The following is a 20,188-nucleotide window of genomic DNA, read 5'->3' as shown; positions in this document are numbered from 1 at the left end:
TGCGAGCCAAACCTTCTAGCGACGGGGACTTCCAATGGCAGCTTCGCTCAAGGTGATTGACGGCAACATGGCGATTTCTTCGGACAAGCAGAAGGCGCTCGACGCCGCCCTCGCGCAGATCGACCGCGCATTCGGCAAGGGGTCGGCGATGAAGCTCGGCTCCAAGGAGGCGATGCAGGTCGAGGCGATCTCGACCGGGTCGCTCGGGCTCGACATTGCGCTCGGCGTGGGCGGGCTACCCCGTGGCCGCGTGATCGAAGTCTATGGGCCGGAAAGCTCGGGCAAGACCACGCTGGCGCTGCACGTCATCGCCGAAGCGCAGCGGAGTGGCGGTGTCGCGGCGTTCGTCGATGCGGAGCATGCGCTGGATCCGGTCTATGCCAAGAAGCTGGGCGTCAACATCGACGAGCTGATCGTCTCGCAGCCCGATACCGGCGAGCAGGCGCTGGAGATCACCGATACGCTGGTCCGCTCGAACGCGATCGACGTGCTGGTGGTCGATTCGGTCGCCGCGCTGGTGCCGCGCGCCGAGATCGAGGGTGAGATGGGCGACAGCCATGTCGGCCTCCAGGCCCGGCTGATGTCGCAGTCGCTGCGCAAGCTCACCGGATCGATCAGCCGCTCGCGCTGCATGGTGATCTTCATCAACCAGCTGCGCATGAAGATCGGCGTGATGTATGGCAATCCGGAGACCACGACTGGCGGCAACGCGCTGAAATTCTACGCCTCGGTCCGCCTCGACATCCGCCGCACCGGCCAGATCAAGGACCGTGAGGACATCATCGGCAACACCACGCGCGTGAAGGTGGTGAAGAACAAGGTGGCACCGCCGTTCAAGCAGGTCGAGTTCGACATCATGTATGGCGAGGGCATCTCCAAGATTGGCGAGATCCTCGACCTCGGCGTCAAGGCCGGGCTGGTCGAGAAGTCGGGCGCCTGGTTCTCGTACGACAGCGTCCGGATCGGCCAGGGCCGCGAGAACGCCAAGAATTTCCTCAAGGAGAATGGCGAGCTGCGCGAGCGTCTCGAAGCGGCGATCCGGGCACGCACCGAGAAGGTCGCCGAGGGCCTGATGACCGGGCCCGACGCCGATGGCGGTGACGACGATCTTTGATCCATGTTCAGGCCGCGCCCGCGTGTGATGCGTGCGGCGGCGGTCACGGGCTGAGACCCATGGGAAGACCCGGCGCGTTGCCCCGCGCCGGGTCTTTCGCGTCCGGGCATTCGCGTCCGGGTACGCGCGCGATGCCTTGCGTGCGCGACGTTTGTCATGTCCGGGGCGGGAAAAGAGCGTGCGCCGCCCTGCGATCCCGGTTTCCCGATCCGCGGCGGGCGCTATAGTCGCGGGCGATGAAGGCGGTTTTCGATCCCGATCGCGTGCTGGCCGGCGGCCTTGCCGCCATCCGCGACCAGTTCCACGTCCCGCAAGCCTTTCCCCCGGAGGTGATTGCCGCCGCCCAGGCCGCGGCGCGCCGCGTGCCGACGGAGCATGCGGACCGGACGGAGCTTCCCCTGGTCACGCTCGATCCGGCGAGCTCCACCGATCTCGACCAGGCTTTCGCGATCGAGTCCAGCGGAAGCGATCTGCTGCTCCGCTATGCGATCGCCGATGTCGCCTGGTTCGTCGACGATGACGACCCGATCGACCGCGAGGCCTGGCGGCGCGGCGTGACGCTGTATCTGCCGGACGGAAAGGCCGGGCTCTATCCGCCGATACTGAGCGAGGGGGCGGCGAGCCTGTTGCCCGATGGTCCGCGCCCGGCGGTGCTCTTCACGGTGCGGGTGGCGCCCGATGGCGAGGCGCGGCTGGAAGCGGCGGAGCGGGCGCTGGTCAGGAGCCGCGCCAAGCTCGCCTATGAGACGGCGGACGATGCGGACCTGCCTCCGCAATTCGCCGAACTGGCCCGCCGCATCGCCCTTGCCGAGGCGCGTCGCGGCGCCGCCCGGGTCGATCCGCCCGAACAGGAAGTCGTGCGCCGCGCGGATGGCGGCTATGCGCTGGCCTTCCGCGCGCGTCACGCATCGGAGGCCCGCAACGCGGCCCTGTCGCTCGCGACCAACCTCGCCATCGCCGAGCTGTTGCAGGCACATCATACCGGCCTGTTCCGCGTGATGGCCGAGCCCGATGCTGCGGCCATATCGCGGCTGCGGAACACGGCGCGCGCGCTCGGCATCGCCTGGCCCGAAGCGCAACCGCTCGTGGCTTTCCGCACGGGCCTGGATCCGGCCGATCCGCACCAGGCGGCACTGATGCTCGCGATCCGCCGGGCAGGGCAGGGCGCCAGCTATGCCCCATGGCATGAGGGCACGGTGCCATGGCACGCCGCCGTCGCGGCGCCCTATGTCCATGCCACCGCGCCGCTCCGGCGGCTGGCGGACCGCTATATCATCCGCGCGGCCCTGGCGATCATGGCGGGCCAGCCGGTGCCCGAGATGGTCGTCCAGGCCTTTGCGCGGCTGCCCAAGGTGATGGGGCGTGCCGATGCAGTGAGCGGCCAGATCGATCGCGCGGTGGTCGACCTGGCCGAAGCGGTGATGCTCGCCGGGCGCGAGGGGGAGGAGTTCGCGGCGATCGTCACCGATGTGGATGTCCGCGGCGCACGGATGCAGCTTGCCGACCTGCCGGTGGTAACGCGGATCGACGCTGCGGGAGCGGCGCCGGGAACGCCGATCCGCGTCCGGCTGGTCGATGCCGACCCGGCCGACCGCGCGGTCCGCTTCGAAGCGATCGGCGCGGCATCGTGACGGCGATACCCGCCGATCCCGAAGACATCGCGGCGACCGCGGCCCAGCTCGAAGGTTTCATCGCTCGCTTCGCTCCCGAGATCGCCAACCGCGTCCGCGCCGCGCGCGCGGTATTGCGCGAGCGGCTGCCCGGCGCGACCGAGCTGGTCTATGACAATTACAACGGGCTCGCGATCGGCTATGGCCCGGGCGGGAAGACGTCGGAGGCAGCGTTCAGCCTCGCTATCTATCCGCGCAACATATTGCTCTATTTCCTCCCCGGCGTCGGGCTGCCCGATCCGGAGGGGCTGCTTCGGGGCGAGGGGCGGCAGGGGCGCTATGTCTGCCTCAAGGACGCGGCGCTGCTCGATGCGCCCGCGATCGTCGCTCTGATCGCGGCTGCGCTCGATCGGGCGAAGCGGCCCTTGCCTCCGGAGGGCGGGCGGACCATCGTCAAGTCGATATCGGCCCGGCAACGTCCGCGCCGCCCAGCCGGAGACGCCGCATGACGATCATCGTTCATCATCTCGAGAATTCCCGCTCGCAGCGCGTGCTCTGGCTGCTCGAGGAGCTGGGGCTGCCCTATGAGGTCCGCCGCTATCGGCGCGACAAGGCGACGATGCTCGCGCCGCCCGAGCTTCGCCAGGTCCATCCGCTCGGCAAGTCGCCGGTGATCGAGCATGCGGGCAGCATCATCGCCGAGACGGGGGCGATCGTCGAATATCTGGTCGAGCTGGCCGATGGTCGCCTGGGCATGCCGGGGCATCGCGAGGACGCGCTGCGCTATCGCCATTTCCTGCACTATGCCGAGGGGTCGCTGATGCCGCCGCTCTTCACCAAGCTGGTGCTCAGCCGCGTGCCGCTGCTCGGCAAGGTGGCGCAGAAGAAGTTCCAGCCGATGATCGACGTCCATCTCGATTATGTCGAGGGCGAGCTGATGACACGGCCCTGGTTCGCCGGTGCCGAGTTCACCGCGGCCGACGTGATGATGAGCTTCCCGCTCGAAGCCGCGGTGAGCCGCGCCAATGCCATTGCGGGGCGGCCGTTCATGGATGCCTGGATCGAGAAGATCCATGCCCGCCCGGCCTACAAGGCCGCGCTGGCCGCCGGCGGCCCCTATGCCTATGCCTGAACATCCCGACGCCCCCCGGCCCTGCATCACGCGGGCTAGGGCGATCCTATCAGGGCGAAGCCGGTCGCGGCGTTGATGAAATCCTTCACCGCGTCGACGATCGCGTTGAGCGCATTCTGCACCAGCACCAGCGTCATGCTGGTCATCGCCACGATCACCGAGACGGCGGCGCGGATCTGCATGTCGAACAGGATCTCGGCGCCGCGCAGCGTGTACTGCGCATGGTTCTCGGCGATCGCCTCGACCTGGATCGCGATCTTCTTGAGCTCGGGGACCGCATAGCTTTCCATCTCTGCCCAGATGCCGCCCGCCAGCCCGCGTCCCGCGGCGGTCATCCGGTCGACGAGCCCGTCCACGTCCACCTGCATCGCCTTCTCCTATCGGCCCAGTTGCTTGGCGCGCTGCACGGCCATTGCCGCGCGCAGGGTGGCGCCGAGCCCGCCGTCGAGCAGCGGGCCGACGGCGGCGGCGGGAATGCCGAGCGTGCCTTCCGCCTGATGAAAGGCGCGCAGGTCGTGGAACTGCTGCTGGAGCAATTGCATCAGCACCACGTCGCAATCGCCCTGGGGCGGGGTGCCGATCTTCCCGCCGACCGCGGGCGGCAGGTCCGCCGCCGCCAGCGCCCTGGCCATCGCCTGGGTGGACGGGCAATTGTCCAGCACCCGGTTCGCCTGCGCCCGGGCGACGAGCAGCGCCACCCGGCCTTCCATATTGTCGTAGAAGTCGGTGTTCTGGGCATAGGCGCCGGCGGGCTGGCCGGCATTGGTCGCCATCTTCGCGACGAAGCTGGTCGTGTCCTGCAGCACCGATCCCAGCTCGGCATCGGTCGCCGCGTCATAAGGCGCGGCAAGCTGGACGTGCGCGCAGCCGGCCAGCGCGACCGCGAGCAGCAGCAGCGCGGCGAGCCGCCGCAGATCCCGTCCGAACCCCGTCAAGGCGCGCATGAAAGTCTCCCCCCGGGGAGAGACTTTCATCTTCGCGCGGGAAAGTCCAACGGCGATGGCGCCGCCGCGGACCGGCGCGCTCAGGGGCGGCCATAATCCTGGAAGCTCTCCGCCTCGGTCGCCGGCCCCTGCACGGGCGGGACGATCGGCTCGATCGGCTGGGGCGCGTCGAGCTTGCCCTCCCAGCGCGCCACCACCACGCTGGCCACGGCATTGCCGATCACATTGGTCGCGGTGCGGCCCATGTCGAGGAAATGATCGACCGCGAGGATCAGCAGCACGCCGGCCTCGGGAATGTTGAAATGGCTGAGCGTGCCGGTGATCACCACCAGGCTGGCGCGCGGCACGCCGGCAATGCCCTTGCTGGTGACCATCAGGATCAGCAGCATCTGGATCATCGTCATCCAGTCGAGATGGATGCCATAGGCCTGGGCGATGAAGATCGACGCGAACGTCATGTACATCATCGAGCCGTCGAGATTGAACGAGTAGCCGAGCGGCAGCACGAAGCTGGCGATGCGCGGCGGCACGCCGAACCGGTCGAGCGCGTCGAGCGTGCGCGGATAGGCGGCCTCGGACGAGGCGGTCGAGAAGCCGAGCAGGATCGGGTCGCGCAGATAGCGCAGCAGCGTGCGGGTGCGCGGGCCGACGATCAGGAAGCAGACGCCGAGCAGCGTGGCCCAGAGCGCGAACAGGCCCAGATAGAAGCTGCCCATGAAGAAGGCGAGGTCGCCGACCACGCCGATGCCCTTGGTCGCCAGCGCCTTGGCCACCGCGCAGAACACCGCGACCGGCGCGAAGAGCATGACATAGCCGGTGACGGTGAGCATCACCTGCACCAGCGCCTCGAGCCCGCGGACCAGCGGCGCACCCTTCTCGCCAATGGCGGCAAGGCCGACGCCGAAGAAGAGCGAGAAAATGACGAGCTGGAGGATGTCGTTGCTCGCCATCGCATCGATGCCGCTGGTCGGCACGATGTGGATGAAGAACTTGGCGAGGTCGAAGCTCGAGCGATCGACGCCGCTCGATGCCGTGGCGGCGGGGACCGTCAGGTTGAGGCCGACGCCGGGCTGGAGCAGGTTGACGAAGATGAGGCCGAGCGTGAGCGAGACCAGGCTCGCGCAGACGAACCAGAAGAACGCCTTGAGGCCGACGCGTCCGATCGCGCCGCCGCCGCCCATATGGGCGATGCCCACCACCAGCGTGGAGACCACCAGCGGCGCGATGATCATCTTGATCAAATGGAGGAACATCTGGGTCGGGATGTCGAGGCCATAGGCCCAGTTCTCGATTGCCTTCGCCCCGTCGGGCGTGCCCGACAGCGAGACGTTCAGGCCATAGCCGAGCAGGCCGCCGAGCAGCAGTGCCGCCAAAATGAACCAGGTAAGTCGCTTGCCCAAAACAGGCCCCCCTAAAAATCCTTTGGCCGCAGGCAAAGGGGATTGCGGGCCCCGGGTCAAGCCCCGCGCGGCCAGCCGATGTGCGCTGCCCTATGCACAGCGGGTATTGCAGCGGCGCGTGAAGCGGCCCTATCGCATGCATCGCCCTTTCCGGAGAATGACGATGCGCCTTCACCGCCGTGCCCTTGTCAGCGCTGCCGTCCGTGCCGCCGCCGCCGCGCCGCTGCTCGCCCTGCCGGGCGTGCTGCGCGCCGCCGAGCCTGATCTTTCGGCGCTGCAGGACATCACGAGGGGCGCGGTGCCGATCGACAATGCGGAGCGCGCCGCGCGGCTCGCCCGGGCGCAGAAGCTGATGCAGGCGAACCGCATCGGCGCGGTGCTGGTCGAGGGCGGATCGTCGCTGCTCTATTTCACCGGCCTGCGCTGGGGGCGCAGCGAGCGGCTGACCGCCCTGGTGCTGCCGGCCGAGGGCGAACCCTGCATCGTGACGCCTTTCTTCGAAGAGGCGCGCACCCGCGAAGGGCTGGCGATCCCCGCCGAGATCCGCGTGTGGCAGGAGGACGAGGATCCGCTGAAGACCGTCGCCGGCTTCCTCAAGGATCGCAAGCTCGCGCACCTGCCGGTCGGCATCGAGGAGACGGTGCGCTATTTTGCGGTCGACGGGCTGCAAAGGGCGGGGCTCGCGGTGGTTTCGGCCAATCCGGTGGTGCGCGGCTGCCGGATGATCAAGACGCCGGCCGAGGTCGCGCTGATGCAGCTCGCCACCGATGTGACGATCGCGGCCTATCGCTGGGTCCATCCGCGCGTCGAGAAGGGGATGAGCCAGCGCGACGTCTCGGCGCTGATGGACGCGGCGACGCGCAAGCTGGGCGGCAGCCCGGAGTTCAGCATGGTGCTGGTGGGCGAGGGGGCGGCCTATCCGCACGGCACCAAGGTGCCTGCGCCGGTGGCCGAGGGCCGGATCGTGCTGATGGATTGCGGCTGCACCGTGCAGGGCTATCAGTCCGACGTGTCGCGCACCTGGGTGCACGGCACCGCGACGGCGGAGCAGCGCAAGGTGTGGGACCAGGTGGCGCAGGGCCAGCGGACTGCCTTTGCCGCGGCCCGGCTCGGCGCGACCGCGGGCAGCGTGGACGATGCGGTGCGCCGCTATTATGCCTCGCTGGGCTGGGGGCCGGACTATCGGCTGCCCGGCCTGTCGCACCGCACCGGGCACGGCATCGGGCTCGACGGGCACGAGCCGGTCAACCTGGTGCGGGGCGAGCGGACGCAGCTGGCGCCGGGCATGTGCTTCTCGAACGAGCCGGGCATCTACATTCCCGGCAGCTTCGGCGTGCGGCTGGAGGATTGCTTCCACATGACCGAGGGCGGGCCGAAATGGTTCAGCGAGCCGCCCCGGTCGATCGATGCGCCGATGGGGTGAGGCTTCCTACGTCGCCGGGGCCCGGTATGCGGCAAAAGTCCCGAAGGTCGCGCACAGCGCGTATTTCGCGGGGGCTTATTTTCCCTGTTTTCCCGGAAACACGACGCATCCTGCAATATAGTTGCGCAGATGAGTTCCTATTTTTCCAGCAGGTTGAAAGAGCGGCCGGCATGATCCCGGCCGATGATCCAAGCAGGCGAAATCCTACATTGCAAGCTTGATCGGCGTTGCGTTACTTGGGCGTCTCTACGCGGCGGATTGCTGCTTTCACTCGCTTGGCCACAGCTTCGAGGTCCTCCCGCAGGAGGTCGACCCAGGTGTGGATTTCGGACTCTGTCATCTGAGGTGTGATGGAGATCTGACCGTCATTCAAAGGGGGCCGGCGAGCAACCGTGATGTAAGCCATCGGCGTAATTGGTGGGCCTTCGCCATCAGCTCCGCCGAGGACGTGAAAATCGAATCTCCCAACTGTCTTGGCCATATTTCGATCATCCCTGATGAAGGCGGAATTACGCTGCGCTGACGAGGATGTCCGGTGAGACGTTGGCCCGCAAGCCACACCTGTGCCGCCAATCACGCTGATCGAAGTGTTTCGCTTGAGGAAACATCGCGCCGCAACTAAGTCGCGCGTATGACGTCCACCAACGATATCCGCCGTTCCTTCCTCGACTATTTCGAGGGCCAGGGTCATGCCCGCGTTCCCAGTGCCCCGCTGGTGCCGCACAACGACCCGACCCTGATGTTCGTGAACGCCGGCATGGTGCCGTTCAAGAACGTGTTCACCGGGCTGGAGAGCCGCCCCTATTCCACCGCGACCAGCTCGCAGAAATGTGTCCGCGCCGGCGGCAAGCACAATGACCTGGACAATGTCGGCTATACCGCGCGTCACCATACCTTCTTCGAAATGCTGGGGAATTTCTCCTTCGGCGACTATTTCAAGGAGCAGGCGATCACCCATGCCTGGACTCTGCTCACCAAGGTGTGGGGCATTTCGCCCGCCAGGCTGACCGCGACCGTCTATCATACCGACGACCAGGCCTTCGAGCTGTGGAAGAAGATCGCCGGCCTGCCCGAGGAGCGGATCATCCGCATCCCGACCAAGGACAATTTCTGGGCGATGGGCTCGGACGGGCCGTGCGGGCCGTGCTCGGAGATCTTCTACGACCATGGCGACCATATCTGGGGTGGCCCGCCGGGATCGCCCGAAGAGGATGGCGACCGCTTCGTCGAGATCTGGAACCTCGTCTTCATGCAGTTCGTGCAGGAGAATGACGAGATCATCGGCGACTTGCCGCGCCCGAGCATCGACACGGGCATGGGCCTGGAGCGCGTGGCCGCCGTCCTCCAGGGCGTGCACGACAATTACGATACCGACACGTTCAAGGCGCTGATCGCCGAATCGGGGGCGCTGACCGGCGCCGCGACCACCGGCGAGAACCAGGCGAGCCACCGCGTGATCGCCGATCACCTGCGTTCCTCGGGCTTCCTGGTGGCGGACGGCGTGCTGCCCGCCAATGAGGGGCGCGGCTATGTGCTGCGCCGGATCATGCGCCGCGCCATGCGCCACGCGCATCTGCTCGGCGCCAAGGATCCGCTGATGCACCGCATGGTGCCGGCGCTGGTGGCCGAGATGGGCGCCGCCTATCCCGAGCTGGTCCGCGCCCAGCCGCTGATCGAGGCGACTTTGCTGCAGGAGGAGACGCGCTTCCGCCAGACGCTGGCGAACGGCCTGCGCCTGCTCGACGAGGCGACGCAGGGCATGGTCGAGGGCGATACGCTGCCGGGCGAGACTGCGTTCAAGCTCTACGACACGTTCGGCTTCCCCTATGACCTGACCGAGGACGCGCTGCGCGCCAATGCCATCGGCGTGGACCGTGCGGGCTTCGACGCAGCGATGAAGCGCCAGAAGGAAGCCGCGCGCGCCGCCTGGAAGGGCTCGGGCGAAAAGGCTTCGGAAGAGCTGTGGTATGATCTGGCCGACGAGCTGGGCGGCACCGAGTTCACCGGCTATGCCGGCACCCAGGGCGAGGGTCAGGTGGTCGCGATCGTCAAGGACGGTGCCAAGGTCGACCGGGCCGGCGCCGGCGACAGCGTGACGATCCTGACCAACCAGACGCCTTTCTATGCCGAGAGCGGCGGCCAGATGGGCGATGCCGGGGTGATCTGGAACGACAAGGCGAGCGCCGCGGTGGCCGATACGTCCAAGCCGCTCGGCCGGCTGCATGCGCACCATGCCAGGATCGAGAAGGGCGAGATTGCGGTCGGCGATGCTGTCCACCTCACCGTCGATGCCGATCGCCGCGACCGGGTGCGGGCCAACCATTCGGCGACGCACCTGCTGCACGCGGCGCTGCGCAAGCGGCTGGGCGGGCATGTCACCCAGAAGGGCAGCCTGGTGGCGCCGGATCGGCTGCGCTTCGATTTCTCCCACCCCGCGGCGCTCACGCCCGGGGAGATCGCGGACATCGAGGCCGATGTGAACGCGCAGATCCGCCACAATGGCGCGGTCGAGACGCGGCTGATGACGCCCGACGACGCGATCGCCGCGGGCGCGATGGCGCTGTTCGGCGAGAAATATGGCGACGAAGTGCGCGTGCTCTCGATGGGGCTGGGCGAGGATGCGTCCTATTCGGTCGAGCTGTGCGGCGGCACCCATGTCAATGCGACGGGTGACATCGCGATCTTCAAGATCGTCTCGGAGAGCGCGATCCAGTCGGGCGTGCGGCGCATCGAGGCGCTGACCGGCGAAGGCGCGCGGCTGTGGCTGAATGCGCGCGACGAGCGGCTGCGCGAGGCCGCCGCGACGCTCAAGGCCAGCCCGGACGAAGTGCCGGCGCGCGTCGCCGCGCTGGTCGAGGAGCGCCGCAAGCTCGAGCGCGAGCTGGCCGATGCGAAGAAGGCGCTGGCGCTGGGCGGCGGCGGGTCCGGCCAGGCGGCGGGGCCGGAGCAGGTGGCCGGCATCAACTTTATCGGCCAGGTGATCGACGGGCTGGAGCCCAAGGAACTGCGCGGCGCGGTCGACGAGGCCAAGCAGCGCGTCGGCAGCGGCGTGGTCGCGCTGGTCGCGGTCAACGAGGGACGGGCTTCGGTCGCGGTCGGCGTGACGGAGGGCGTACCGGCCAATGCCGTGGACCTGGTCAAGGTCGCCGTGGCGGTGCTGGGCGGGCAGGGCGGCGGCGGCCGGCCCGACATGGCCCAGGGCGGCGGCCCGGACGGCGACAAGGGCGCGGCGGCGCTGGACGCGGTCAAGGCCGCGCTGGCCGAGGCGACCGCGGCGGCCTGAGCCGCGGCGGGGCGCCGCTCACATGCCCGGTGCCCAGCCGTCCTCGGGAGAGACCCACAGCGCGCGCTGGTTCATGTCGGCGCGGACAAGGCCGTCGATCGTGATGTCGGACACGATCCCGTCGCCATCGACCTTGTCGCGATAGCAGCGCTTCCTGCCGGCAAGGGGCTGGAGCGCGAGCATCAGCCGCTCGCGGACCGAGCTTTCCACCGCCGGGGCGAGCGGTGCCCCGTCCTTGCTGAGCCTGCCCGAGGTAAAGTCGACCGGGCGGACGGTCGAGCAGACGGCGCCGTCCTCGATCCGGCCCGAGGCCTGATATTCGAGCAGGATCGTCGGCTCGGTGGAGACGACGCCGGTGATCACGGCTTCGAAGCGGCCGTCCTCGTGCACCGTGTAGCGCACCATGGTGGCGCAGGTGCGCGCATGCGCGTCCGGGCCGATGCAGCGGATCTTTCCGGCGCGGGCCGGGTCGAGAGCGTCGGGGCCGGGCATCGGCGCGGCGGCGGCAGCGAGCAGGAGGAGGGTCGCGATCATGGTCACATTCCCAGGCCGTAGCCGTCCTTCTCGCCGACCCAGATGAACTTCTGGCCGAGATCGGGGCGGGCGGCACCATCGACGGTGGTCTCGTTGAGCAGCAGGCCGTCCTCGGCGGCCTTGATCGCGGAACAGATGGTCTTGCCGTCGAGCGCCGCGACGACCGCGGTGAGCTGGCTCTTCACTGCGGTCGCGGTCGCCGCATCGGCCGGCTTGCCGTTCGCCATCACCGTGCCCGCCTCGAAATCGGCGAGCTTCACCGTCTCGCAGAACTTGCCGTCCGCCACCGTGCCGCGGGTCCGCACTTCCATCGTGATCAGCGGCGAGGGAGCGAGGAACAGGCGAGTGACCGCTTCATAGCTGCTGCCGGCGATCTTGTAGCTGGTGGTGCCGAGGCAGGTCTTCTTCTCCCGGTTGGGCACGACGCATTGATACTGGCCGGCGCGCGCGGGCGCGACGGGATCGGCGGTCTGGCCGGCGGCGGCATGCGCGAGGAGCAGCAGGCTGAGGAACATCGTCAATACTCTCCGAACGGGAACAGGTGCCTGAAATGCGCCCGGCCGGCGCGGGCGGCAAGTGCAATCCGTGTCATGCCGGCGCGTCCGCCTCCTCGCCGCCGCCCTTGTCGACGCGCACCCGGCGGAAGCGCGGCTCGCGATCCATGCCGGCGACTTCCTTGATCTTCTTGCGCATCTCGTCCCGCTTCTCGTGGATCGAGGCGATCACCGGCCCTACGGCGAGCCCGAGGTCGACCAGCACCACTTCGGAGAGCTGGAGCGAGCTTTCCAGCGCCTCGGGCACCGCCTCGCTGGCACCGGCGCGGTAGAGCTCGGCGGCGTGGCCGGAATCGCGGGCGCGGGCGATGATCGGCAGGTTGGGCACCCAGCCGCGCACCCGCTTGGCAAGGCGCACGGTGAGCACCGGATCATCCATGGTAAGGACCAGCGCCTTGGCATGGCCGAGGTTGAGCTTGTCGACCAGCTCGGAGCGGGTGACGTCGCCAAACAGCACGTTATAGCCGCCGCGCCGCGCCGCGTTGACATTGTCGATATCGGCGTCGACGCCGATATAGGGCAGGTTGTGGCGGCGCAGCATGTCCGCCACCGTGCGGCCGACCCGGCCGAAGCCGATGATGACGGTGCCGTTCCGCACTTCCTCGAGCGCGGGATCGGACGCCTCCTCCATCTTGGAGCGCTCGATCAGCTGCGCGACGGCGCTGCCCGCCTTGGCGAGCAGCGGCGTGGCGGTGAGGCCGATCGCGGTGACCGTGGTCCAGAAGGCCGCGGTGCTCGGGCTGATCAGGCCCGCCGCCCCGGCCACGCCGAGCACGATCAGCGTGGTCTCGGAGGGGCTGGCCATCAGCACCCCGGCTTCCGCCGCGGTGCCGGCGCGCGCGCCCGAGAGGCGGAGCAGGCCGGTCGTCACCGCCGCCTTGACCAGCATCACCAACAGCGAGGCGCCGAGCAGCGGTGCCCAGTTGTGGACGATGAAGTCCAGGTCCAGCCGCATGCCCACGGTGATCAGGAACACGCCGAGCGCCAGGCCCTTGAACGGCGCGGTGATCGCTTCGACCTCGCCATGATATTCGGTCTCGGCGATCAGCAGGCCCGCAATCAGCGCGCCGACGATCGGCGAGAGGCCGGCCGCGCTGGTGGCGAGGCTGGCGACGATCACCACCAGCAGGCTGGCGGCGAGGAACAGCTCGGGGCTCTTGGTGCGCGCCGCCTGGGCGAACATGCGCGGCAGCAGCATCCGTCCGCCGACGAACAGCACCGCGACCGTGGCGAGGCCGAAGCCGAGCGTCACGGCGAGCTTGATCCAGCCGGCTTCGCCGCCCGCCGCCGGGGCAAGCGCGCCGAGCAGGAAGATGATCGGGACGAGCGCGAGATCCTCGAACAGCAGCATCGCGAAGGCGGCGCGGCCGACCGCGCTGGTGGTGCCGGCGATCGGCAGCACGATCGCGGTGGAGGACAGCGCCAGCGCCAGGCCGAGCCCGATCGCGCCGCCGGTGCTGAGCCCGGTGAGATAGAGGACGGCGGCGAGGATGAGCCCGGCGCCGAGCAGCTCGGTGGCGCCGACGCCGAAGACGAGGGTGCGCATCGACCATAATCGCTTGAACGACAGCTCGAGCCCGATCGAGAACAGCAGCAGGATGATACCGAACTCGGCGAACGGCTCGATCGCATGCGCGTCCGAGATGGTGATGTGATAGAGCCAGGGATTGGTGGGCACGAGGCTGCCCAGGCCGAACGGGCCGACCAGCGCGCCGACCAGGATGAATCCGATCACCGGACTGATCCGGACGCGCGCGAAGGCAGGGATGACCAGCCCGGCGGCGCCGAGGATCACCAGCGTGTCGCTGAGCCCGCTATTGCCGAGGTTCAGCATGGCGCGGGGGCCCCGCCGGACTTCGCGAATCCCGCGCCTGGACGGCAACGGGAATCGGCTCGCACCGGAGCCGATTTCGCAGGGATACGCGTGCTGGGGGGGATTCTGGCCATGCGGCCAAGGGCAGCATGGCGGGTCCTATATTGCAAGGCTCGAAGCGGCGGGAATCTCGCCATAATCAGGGATTGGCTGCGATCAGCTTCTCCAGATAGGTCCTCGGCGTGTCGACTGCGCTTCGCGCCGGAACCTGGAGCCCCGCCGGCGCGAGCGCGTTGGCGACGCGGACGGCGAAATCGATGCAGTCATTCCCATTGAGCGAATAGCGCTCGAGCGCCGCCGCCGTCTCGTTCGAAACGCCGAGCGCGGTCAGGGTCGGACGCGCGGCCGCGACCGCGCGATCATAGGCTGCCCGGTCCACCTTCAGGTTCAGGCAGGCCTGTTTGAGATGCGTGTAGCGCTCCTCCATCTGCGCGCCGGCCACCGGACTGCCTCCGAAATAGGTGAAGGCGGCGCCGGCGGGGCTCGTGCCGGCGGCGACAGTGTGTCCGACCGCGCGGAAGCTGCGGCCGCCGCCAGGGCGCGTGGCGGAGAAAGTGACGAAGCTGTGGCCCGGGAACCCGAAGGCATCCGGGCTGGGCCGCACGCAGAAGCCGATCTCGGTCTCGCCGCTCGCACTGCTCATGGTGCGAAGGTCCTTGTCGCGCGCCAGGGCCGGCGTCGTGGCCAGCACCAATCCGAAAACCAGGCCGATAGACTTGCGCATCATGTCCTCCATTTCAGCACCAGGGCAGACAGATCTTCTTGCCGCCGATCCTGACCTTCGGTGCCCGGAGCAGTTGGCCCGGCTTGTTGAACACCGAATTGGGCCCGCCGAAGATCTGCCCTGGGTTGCGCACGAAAGAGTTCGAACCGCCGAAGATCTGCCCGGGATTGCGGACGAAGCTGTTGTCGCCGCCCCAGATCTGCCCGGGGTTGTTGATCAGCGAGTTCGGCCCGCCGGCGATCTGGCCCATGGTCCGGCGCACCCAGCCGTTCTTCCCTACAAGGTCGTTGGAGTCGCCGAAACAGCCCTTGCCGCCGACTCCGTCGCTCAGGCACTTGGTCAATTCGCGCAAGGTGAGGCGCGAGGCGATGCAGCCGGCCGCCGCATAGGGCTGGCCGCCGGTTCCAACCACGCACTGCACGGCGATCTGCTGCTCGGGATTGAGCTGGAGATTGAACATGTTCGCGGCGGCGCAACCGAGCATCACGCTGCCGTCGCCGCCCGATTCTGCGGCGCAGCGCAGGGCGATCTGCTGCTCGCGGCTCAGATTCTTGCCGAACAGGGTCTCGGCCGCACATCCCGCGAACCTGCCCTTGTCGCCATTGGCGCTGGCCGCGCACCCCAGCACGGCCCGCTCGCGCTGGCCCAGTCCGTTGGCCAGATATGCCGATCCCGCGCAGGTCGCGAAGGCAGCCGAATCTCCATTGCTGCGCATCGCGCAGCGGGCGACGATCCGCTGATCTTCGGACATCGAGATGCCGGCATTCGGCGCCACGCAGGTGGCGAAGCTGGTCACGTCACTTGCGTCGACCGCGCAATCGAGCACCGCTTGCTGCTGGCGCGACAGGAAGCGCGGCGCCGCGCAAGCGACGAACGCCTCGCTGTTGGCGCCCGACGATGCTGCGCAGGCCAGTACCGCCTGTTCGTTCGGGCCGAGCGCCCCGGCCGCGAACTGGCCCCCGGCGCAGGCGGCGAACCGCTGCGCGTCGCCCCTGGTCCGGAAGGCGCAATCGGCGAGGATCTTCTGATCCTCGGAAACGCGGATGCCCAGCTGCGGCGCCGCGCATTTGCCGAAAGCCGTCACATCGTTGCTGGATACCGCGCAATCCAGCACCGCCTGCTCGTTCTGCGGCAGGATGACCTGCTGGCCCACGCAACCGGCAAAGGCGCCGACGTCGAGGGCGACGCGCTGCGCGCAGGCAGCTGCCAGCGCCTGCGGCGTGTTCAGTCCGCCGGGAAGGCCGAACGTACCGGCGCCGGGGATCGGCGTCATGCCCAGTTGATCGAGGCCGACCTGCCCGACCATCGGGCACGGCATCATGCCGAACGGCCCGTTGCAGTTCGGCCCGGCTATCCCGCTCCCTCCCACTGCCTGGACCTGGCGGAGATTGAACGGATTCATCGGCATCGATGCGGTGGCCTGCATGAGATAGAGGCGGACCGCCTCGCATGGGCCGGGACCGAGCGGACCCGCGCAGATCGGGCCGACACCCGGCACGTTGCCGATCACCTGCAACTGGATCTGCTGTTGCGCCAGTTCCTGCATCGCGATCCAGCGGGCGACGGCGACGCACGGCCCCGGGCCGAGCGGACCGGCGCAGATCTGGCCCTGGATGGGGTCGAAACCCGTGCGCATGAGCTGGGGGAAGATCTGCGTCGCGCGCATCTCTATCGGAATCTGGCGCTGCACGATTTCGCAGGGTGCGGCGCCGAGCCCGGGAAGGCCTGCGCAGATCGGGCCGAGATTGGGATCGATCCCGATTTGCGTGAGGGGAGGCAGCGCCGTGGGCGGCCCGGGAAACGGCACCGAACCCGGAAAGGGCGCCGGCGCAGGCAGCGGTCCCGGTGCGGGGAAGGGCTGCGGAAAGGGCGTTGGCTGGAATGGGCCCGGAAAGGGCTGCGCGGCGGCAGGCAGGGCCACGGCGACGAGCAGCGTGAACGCTGCCGCCAACAGGCGCAACGAACTGAGCATGATTTCCCCCCTCGATCATCCTCTTGATCGGGAGGGATGGTAAATTCATCTCAAGGGCGGTGGCAATCGCTCATTTGCACCGAGATGAAGGTTAACCTTCCGGCCTCCGGCACCCAGGGGGTGCCGGAGGTGGATATGCCTTACGCCCAGGCGGCCATCTTCGCTTCGAGATTCTCGCGGATCGCCTCGAAGAACTGCTCGGTGGTCATCCAGGGCTGGTCCGGGCCGATCAGGATGGCGAGGTCCTTGGTCATCTTGCCGCTCTCGACGGTCTCGATGCAGACCTGCTCCAGCGTCTCGGCGAACTTGGTGACGTCCGGCGTGTTGTCGAACTTGCCGCGGAACGACAGGCCCTGCGTCCAGGCGAAGATCGACGCGATCGGGTTGGTCGAGGTCGCCTTGCCCTGCTGGTGCATGCGATAGTGGCGGGTGACGGTGCCGTGCGCCGCTTCCGCCTCGATCGTCTTGCCGTCCGGCGACATCAGCACCGAGGTCATCAGGCCGAGCGAGCCGAAGCCCTGGGCCACGGTGTCCGACTGGACGTCGCCGTCATAGTTCTTGCAGGCCCAGACGAACTTGCCGGACCACTTCAGCGCCGAGGCGACCATGTCGTCGATCAGGCGGTGCTCGTAGACGATGCCGGCATCCTTGAACTTCTGCGCGAACTCGGCGTCGAAGGTCTCCTGGAACAGGTCCTTGAAGCGGCCGTCATAGGCCTTGAGGATCGTGTTCTTGGTCGACAGGTAGAGCGGCCAGCCGCGATCGAGCGCATAGTTCATGCTGGCCTTGGCGAAGTCGCGGATCGACTCGTCGAGATTGTACATGCCCATGGCGACGCCGGCGGCGGGGAAGTCGAACACTTCATATTCGAGCTCGTCGCCATTGGTGCCGACCCACTTCATCGTGAGCTTGCCGGCGCCGGGCACACGGAAATCGGTGGCGCGATACTGGTCGCCAAAGGCATGGCGGCCGACGACGATCGGGTCGGTCCAGCCCGGGACGAGCCGGGGGACGTTCCGGATCACGATCGGCTCGCGGAACACGACGCCGCCCAGGATGTTGCGGATCGTGCCGTTCGGCGACTTCCACATCTTCTTGAGGCTGAACTCCTCGACGCGGGCCTCGTCCGGAGTGATCGTGGCGCACTTCACGCCGACGCCGTACTGCTGGATCGCCTTGGCCGAATCGATGGTGACCTGATCGTCGGTCGCGTCGCGGTTCTCGATCGAGAGGTCGTAGTACTTCAGCTCGACGTCGAGATAGGGGAGGATCAGGCGCTCGCGGATCCACTGCCAGATGATCCGCGTCATTTCGTCGCCGTCGATCTCCACGACGGGCGTTGCAACCTTGATCTTCGCCATTGCTCGCTTGTCCTTTTAAGGGGGTTTGGCGAGCGTCTAGGAGGATGGGGCGGGGGGATCAAGCACCCCGCGCCGGCCGTCAGTCGTTCCAGGCCCACCAGAGCTGCGCGGGCGGGATGTTGATCCACTCCATCGCGTGATCGATGTGCGACCAGTGCGGTGTGAGGAAGTTCTTCACGCGCGGGTTGTACTGGTAGACGAGGAAGGCGCCGCCCTTGCGGATCACTTCGCGCGTCGCCTTGGCGATCGCGTCGCCCACGCCCGGGGGCAGGGTGGAGAAGGGCAGGCCCGAGGCGATATAGTCGGCATGCGCGAAGCCGTGATCGGCGATGATCTGCTTCACGTCCGCGGCCGAGCCCTGCACCGCGATCAGGCGCGGATCGGTGATGCTCTGCTTCAGATAGCGGATGAAATCGGGGTTGGTGTCGATCACGATCAGCTTCGCGTCCGGCGCGAGCAGCTCGAGGATCGGCCGAGTGAAGGTACCGACGCCGGGCCCGTACTCGACGAACAGCTTCGTGTTCTCCCAGTCCACCGGGGCGAGCATCTTGTTGATCGTGAAGCGCGACGAGGGCGCGACGGCGCCGACCATCACCGGGCGCTTCAGGAAGCCGCGGAAGAACATGCCCCAGGGCGACGGCGTGCCGGCGGGGCGGCGGTGACGCGTGCGGGCCTTGGCGGCAGTGGAAGCGGGCATGAGCGACCTTATTACAACTTGGGGACAGTCGCGGCATTTGGGCAATTCGAACGAACATGCAAGCGGCACGGTTGCATTTCGCCGCATCCGGGCAGCTGAACTGTGGGCAAATCGGGCGGCGCTCAGGGAAACGCGACGCGCATCGGCAGCCCGCCGCCCGGCCGGATGCTCGTGCTGGCGACGGGAAAAGGCGCCGACAGGGGCGTGAAGCGTGCGGCGCGGACGAGCGTGGCGAGCGTGACGACCAGCTCGGTCATCGCGAAGGCGGCGCCCAGGCATATGCGCGGGCCCGCGCCGAAGGGCATGTAGAGATGCCGGTCGGGCACCGGCATGCCGGGGGCGAAGCGATCGGGGTCGAAGGCGTCGGGATCGTGCCAGTGGCGGCGATGGCGGTGGAGCGCATAGACGGCGATCAGGATGCGCGTGCCGGCGCGGATCCGGCGGCCGTCGATCTCGGTATCGCGGGTGGCGACGCGCGTGAGCTGATAGCCGGGGGGATAGAGCCGCAGCGTCTCCTGGATCACCTGGCGGGTGAAGACCAGGCGCTCGAGATGGCCGGCGTCGACGGGAGCGCCGCCGGTGACCATCTCGACCTCGGCGCGCAGGCGCTCGGCCGTGGGCGGGTGCGCGGCGGCGAGCCAGAGCGCCCAGCCGAGCGCGACGGCGCTGGTCTCGTGGCCGGCAAGGATGAAGCCGAGCAGATTGTCGCGCAGCAACTCGTCGTCCATCGGGCGGCCGGTCTCCGGATCGGTGGCGTCGAGCAGCAGGTCGACCAGGTCGCCGCGTGGCGGCGCGGCGCGGCGGCGGGCGATCATCCGGTCGACATCCGCGCGGAGCCGCGCGGCTTCGGGCGCGGGCTTGTTCAGCTTGCCGCGATGGGCCCGGTCGGGGAGGAGGAGGTAGCTGAGCCGCCGATATTCGAGCTGGCCGAGAAAGGCGCCGACGCGCACCTCCGTCTCGGCGCGTTCGAAATCCTCGCCGCCCGACAGGACGGTGTCGAGGATCACGTCGAAGGCGATTCGGCCGGTTTCGGCGGCGATGTCGATGGGCTGGGCGGCGTGGCGCCAGCGCAGAAGCGCAGCCTCGGCGGCGGTGCGCATGCGCGGGGCGAGGGCCGCCATCTGGGCGGCGCGGAACGCCGGCGCGGCGGCGCGGCGCTGCCAGCGCCACTCGGCGCCCTCCACGGCGACCAGCCCTTCACCCCAGGCGGGGTGCATCACCCGGCGCCACAGATCGCCGTGGCGGAAATCCTCGGCCCGCTCGACCATGGCGGCGCGGACGGCGGCGGGATCGGTGAGGAACACGGGCGCGCCGGGAAAGGGCGGGCGCCAGCTCGTGCCCTCGAACAGCACAGGCGGCCAGGCCGCGATCGGATTGCGCATGGCGGTGCGCAGGATCCGCCAGGGCAGCACGCTGGCCAGGGGTTCGGGCCGGGGCGGATGGAGCGAGGCCGGGCCGCCCTCTCCGGCTTCGGCAAGGGCCCGAATCGCGCCGTCCGTCAGCATTGCGGTCCTCCGATGGCGATGCCGGTTCCCTACGCCGCGAACGCCCTGCGGGAAAGAGGCGG

The 20,188-nt window shown here is 68.5% G+C and carries 18 protein-coding genes; 6 read left to right on the top strand and 12 right to left on the bottom strand.

Annotated elements, in window-relative coordinates; all coding sequences use genetic code 11:
- Positions 1 to 34 precede the first annotated feature (34 nt).
- The 4 genes from recA to ACIQCS_RS05145 all read left to right on the top strand — a co-directional run bounded on the left by recA (position 35) and on the right by ACIQCS_RS05145 (position 3,856).
- Positions 35 to 1,114: a recombinase RecA gene (gene recA / locus ACIQCS_RS05160; RefSeq protein ID WP_345846894.1), complete on the top strand. Its 1,080-nt coding sequence runs from the start codon at positions 35 to 37 to the stop codon at positions 1,112 to 1,114.
- A 236-nt stretch (positions 1,115 to 1,350) separates the two neighbouring features.
- On the top strand, positions 1,351 to 2,745 hold the full coding sequence (locus ACIQCS_RS05155; RefSeq protein WP_345846892.1) for an RNB domain-containing ribonuclease: 1,395 nt from the start codon (positions 1,351 to 1,353) through the stop codon (positions 2,743 to 2,745).
- On the top strand, positions 2,742 to 3,233 hold the full coding sequence (locus ACIQCS_RS05150) for a hypothetical protein (RefSeq protein WP_345846890.1): 492 nt from the start codon (positions 2,742 to 2,744) through the stop codon (positions 3,231 to 3,233). The genes ACIQCS_RS05155 and ACIQCS_RS05150 overlap by 4 nt, the downstream gene beginning before the upstream one ends.
- Positions 3,230 to 3,856 carry a glutathione S-transferase gene (locus ACIQCS_RS05145; RefSeq protein ID WP_345846889.1) on the top strand — a complete coding sequence of 209 codons (627 nt, stop codon included), beginning with the start codon at positions 3,230 to 3,232 and terminating at the stop codon, positions 3,854 to 3,856. Before ACIQCS_RS05150 ends, ACIQCS_RS05145 begins: the two co-directional genes overlap by 4 nt.
- A 35-nt stretch (positions 3,857 to 3,891) precedes the next feature.
- Here the strand turns inward: ACIQCS_RS05145 and ACIQCS_RS05140 are convergent, their stop codons facing one another.
- The 3 genes from ACIQCS_RS05140 to ACIQCS_RS05130 all read right to left on the bottom strand — a co-directional run bounded on the left by ACIQCS_RS05140 (position 3,892) and on the right by ACIQCS_RS05130 (position 6,200).
- A complete protein-coding gene (locus ACIQCS_RS05140) occupies positions 3,892 to 4,224 on the bottom strand; it encodes a hypothetical protein (RefSeq protein ID WP_345846887.1) in 333 nt (110 codons plus the stop codon).
- 9 nt (positions 4,225 to 4,233) lie between these two features.
- A complete protein-coding gene (locus ACIQCS_RS05135; protein WP_345846884.1) occupies positions 4,234 to 4,800 on the bottom strand; it encodes a hypothetical protein in 567 nt (188 codons plus the stop codon).
- 80 nt (positions 4,801 to 4,880) lie between these two features.
- Entirely contained in the window at positions 4,881 to 6,200 is a 1,320-nt protein-coding gene (locus tag ACIQCS_RS05130; RefSeq protein WP_345846882.1) for a dicarboxylate/amino acid:cation symporter, read from the bottom strand.
- Positions 6,201 to 6,363: 163 nt separating this feature from the next.
- On the opposite strand from ACIQCS_RS05130, the gene ACIQCS_RS05125 reads away from it, so the two are divergent.
- Entirely contained in the window at positions 6,364 to 7,623 is a 1,260-nt protein-coding gene (locus ACIQCS_RS05125) for a Xaa-Pro peptidase family protein (protein ID WP_345851976.1), read from the top strand.
- Between the two features lie 232 nt (positions 7,624 to 7,855).
- On the opposite strand, the gene ACIQCS_RS05120 is transcribed toward ACIQCS_RS05125, so the two are convergent.
- On the bottom strand, positions 7,856 to 8,314 hold the full coding sequence (locus ACIQCS_RS05120; RefSeq protein WP_401530251.1) for a hypothetical protein: 459 nt from the start codon (positions 8,312 to 8,314) through the stop codon (positions 7,856 to 7,858).
- On the opposite strand from ACIQCS_RS05120, the gene alaS reads away from it, so the two are divergent.
- Entirely contained in the window at positions 8,255 to 10,906 is a 2,652-nt protein-coding gene (gene alaS, locus ACIQCS_RS05115; protein WP_345846878.1) for an alanine--tRNA ligase, read from the top strand. The genes ACIQCS_RS05120 and alaS overlap by 60 nt on opposite strands.
- 18 nt (positions 10,907 to 10,924) lie before the next feature.
- On the opposite strand, the gene ACIQCS_RS05110 is transcribed toward alaS, so the two are convergent.
- The 8 genes from ACIQCS_RS05110 to ACIQCS_RS05075 all read right to left on the bottom strand — a co-directional run bounded on the left by ACIQCS_RS05110 (position 10,925) and on the right by ACIQCS_RS05075 (position 20,126).
- The gene (locus ACIQCS_RS05110) at positions 10,925 to 11,440 is read right to left on the bottom strand and encodes a hypothetical protein (RefSeq protein ID WP_345846877.1); all 516 of its coding nucleotides are present in this window, start codon (positions 11,438 to 11,440) and stop codon (positions 10,925 to 10,927) included.
- A 2-nt stretch (positions 11,441 to 11,442) separates the two neighbouring features.
- Entirely contained in the window at positions 11,443 to 11,955 is a 513-nt protein-coding gene (locus ACIQCS_RS05105; RefSeq protein WP_345846876.1) for a hypothetical protein, read from the bottom strand.
- Between the two features lie 73 nt (positions 11,956 to 12,028).
- The gene (locus ACIQCS_RS05100) at positions 12,029 to 13,828 is read right to left on the bottom strand and encodes a cation:proton antiporter (protein ID WP_345846875.1); all 1,800 of its coding nucleotides are present in this window, start codon (positions 13,826 to 13,828) and stop codon (positions 12,029 to 12,031) included.
- Between the two features lie 178 nt (positions 13,829 to 14,006).
- Positions 14,007 to 14,591 carry a hypothetical protein gene (locus ACIQCS_RS05095; protein WP_345846874.1) on the bottom strand — a complete coding sequence of 195 codons (585 nt, stop codon included), beginning with the start codon at positions 14,589 to 14,591 and terminating at the stop codon, positions 14,007 to 14,009.
- Positions 14,592 to 14,604: 13 nt separating this feature from the next.
- Positions 14,605 to 16,563, bottom strand: a complete 1,959-nt coding sequence (locus ACIQCS_RS05090) for a hypothetical protein (RefSeq protein WP_345846873.1) — start codon at positions 16,561 to 16,563, stop codon at positions 14,605 to 14,607.
- A gap of 140 nt (positions 16,564 to 16,703) precedes the next feature.
- Positions 16,704 to 17,924, bottom strand: coding sequence for an NADP-dependent isocitrate dehydrogenase (locus ACIQCS_RS05085; protein WP_086129896.1), 1,221 nt, complete (start codon positions 17,922 to 17,924; stop codon positions 16,704 to 16,706).
- A 79-nt stretch (positions 17,925 to 18,003) separates the two neighbouring features.
- On the bottom strand, positions 18,004 to 18,621 hold the full coding sequence (locus ACIQCS_RS05080; protein WP_345846872.1) for a methyltransferase: 618 nt from the start codon (positions 18,619 to 18,621) through the stop codon (positions 18,004 to 18,006).
- 122 nt (positions 18,622 to 18,743) lie between these two features.
- Positions 18,744 to 20,126 carry a cytochrome P450 gene (locus tag ACIQCS_RS05075; protein ID WP_345846871.1) on the bottom strand — a complete coding sequence of 461 codons (1,383 nt, stop codon included), beginning with the start codon at positions 20,124 to 20,126 and terminating at the stop codon, positions 18,744 to 18,746.
- Positions 20,127 to 20,188 lie beyond the last annotated feature (62 nt).

Source organism: Sphingomonas sp. NPDC092440 (genome assembly GCF_044754985.1).
Classification (GTDB): domain Bacteria; phylum Pseudomonadota; class Alphaproteobacteria; order Sphingomonadales; family Sphingomonadaceae; genus Sphingomonas.
Note: the sequence above shows the minus strand (reverse complement) of the source record. Positions and strands in the feature narration are given on the sequence as shown.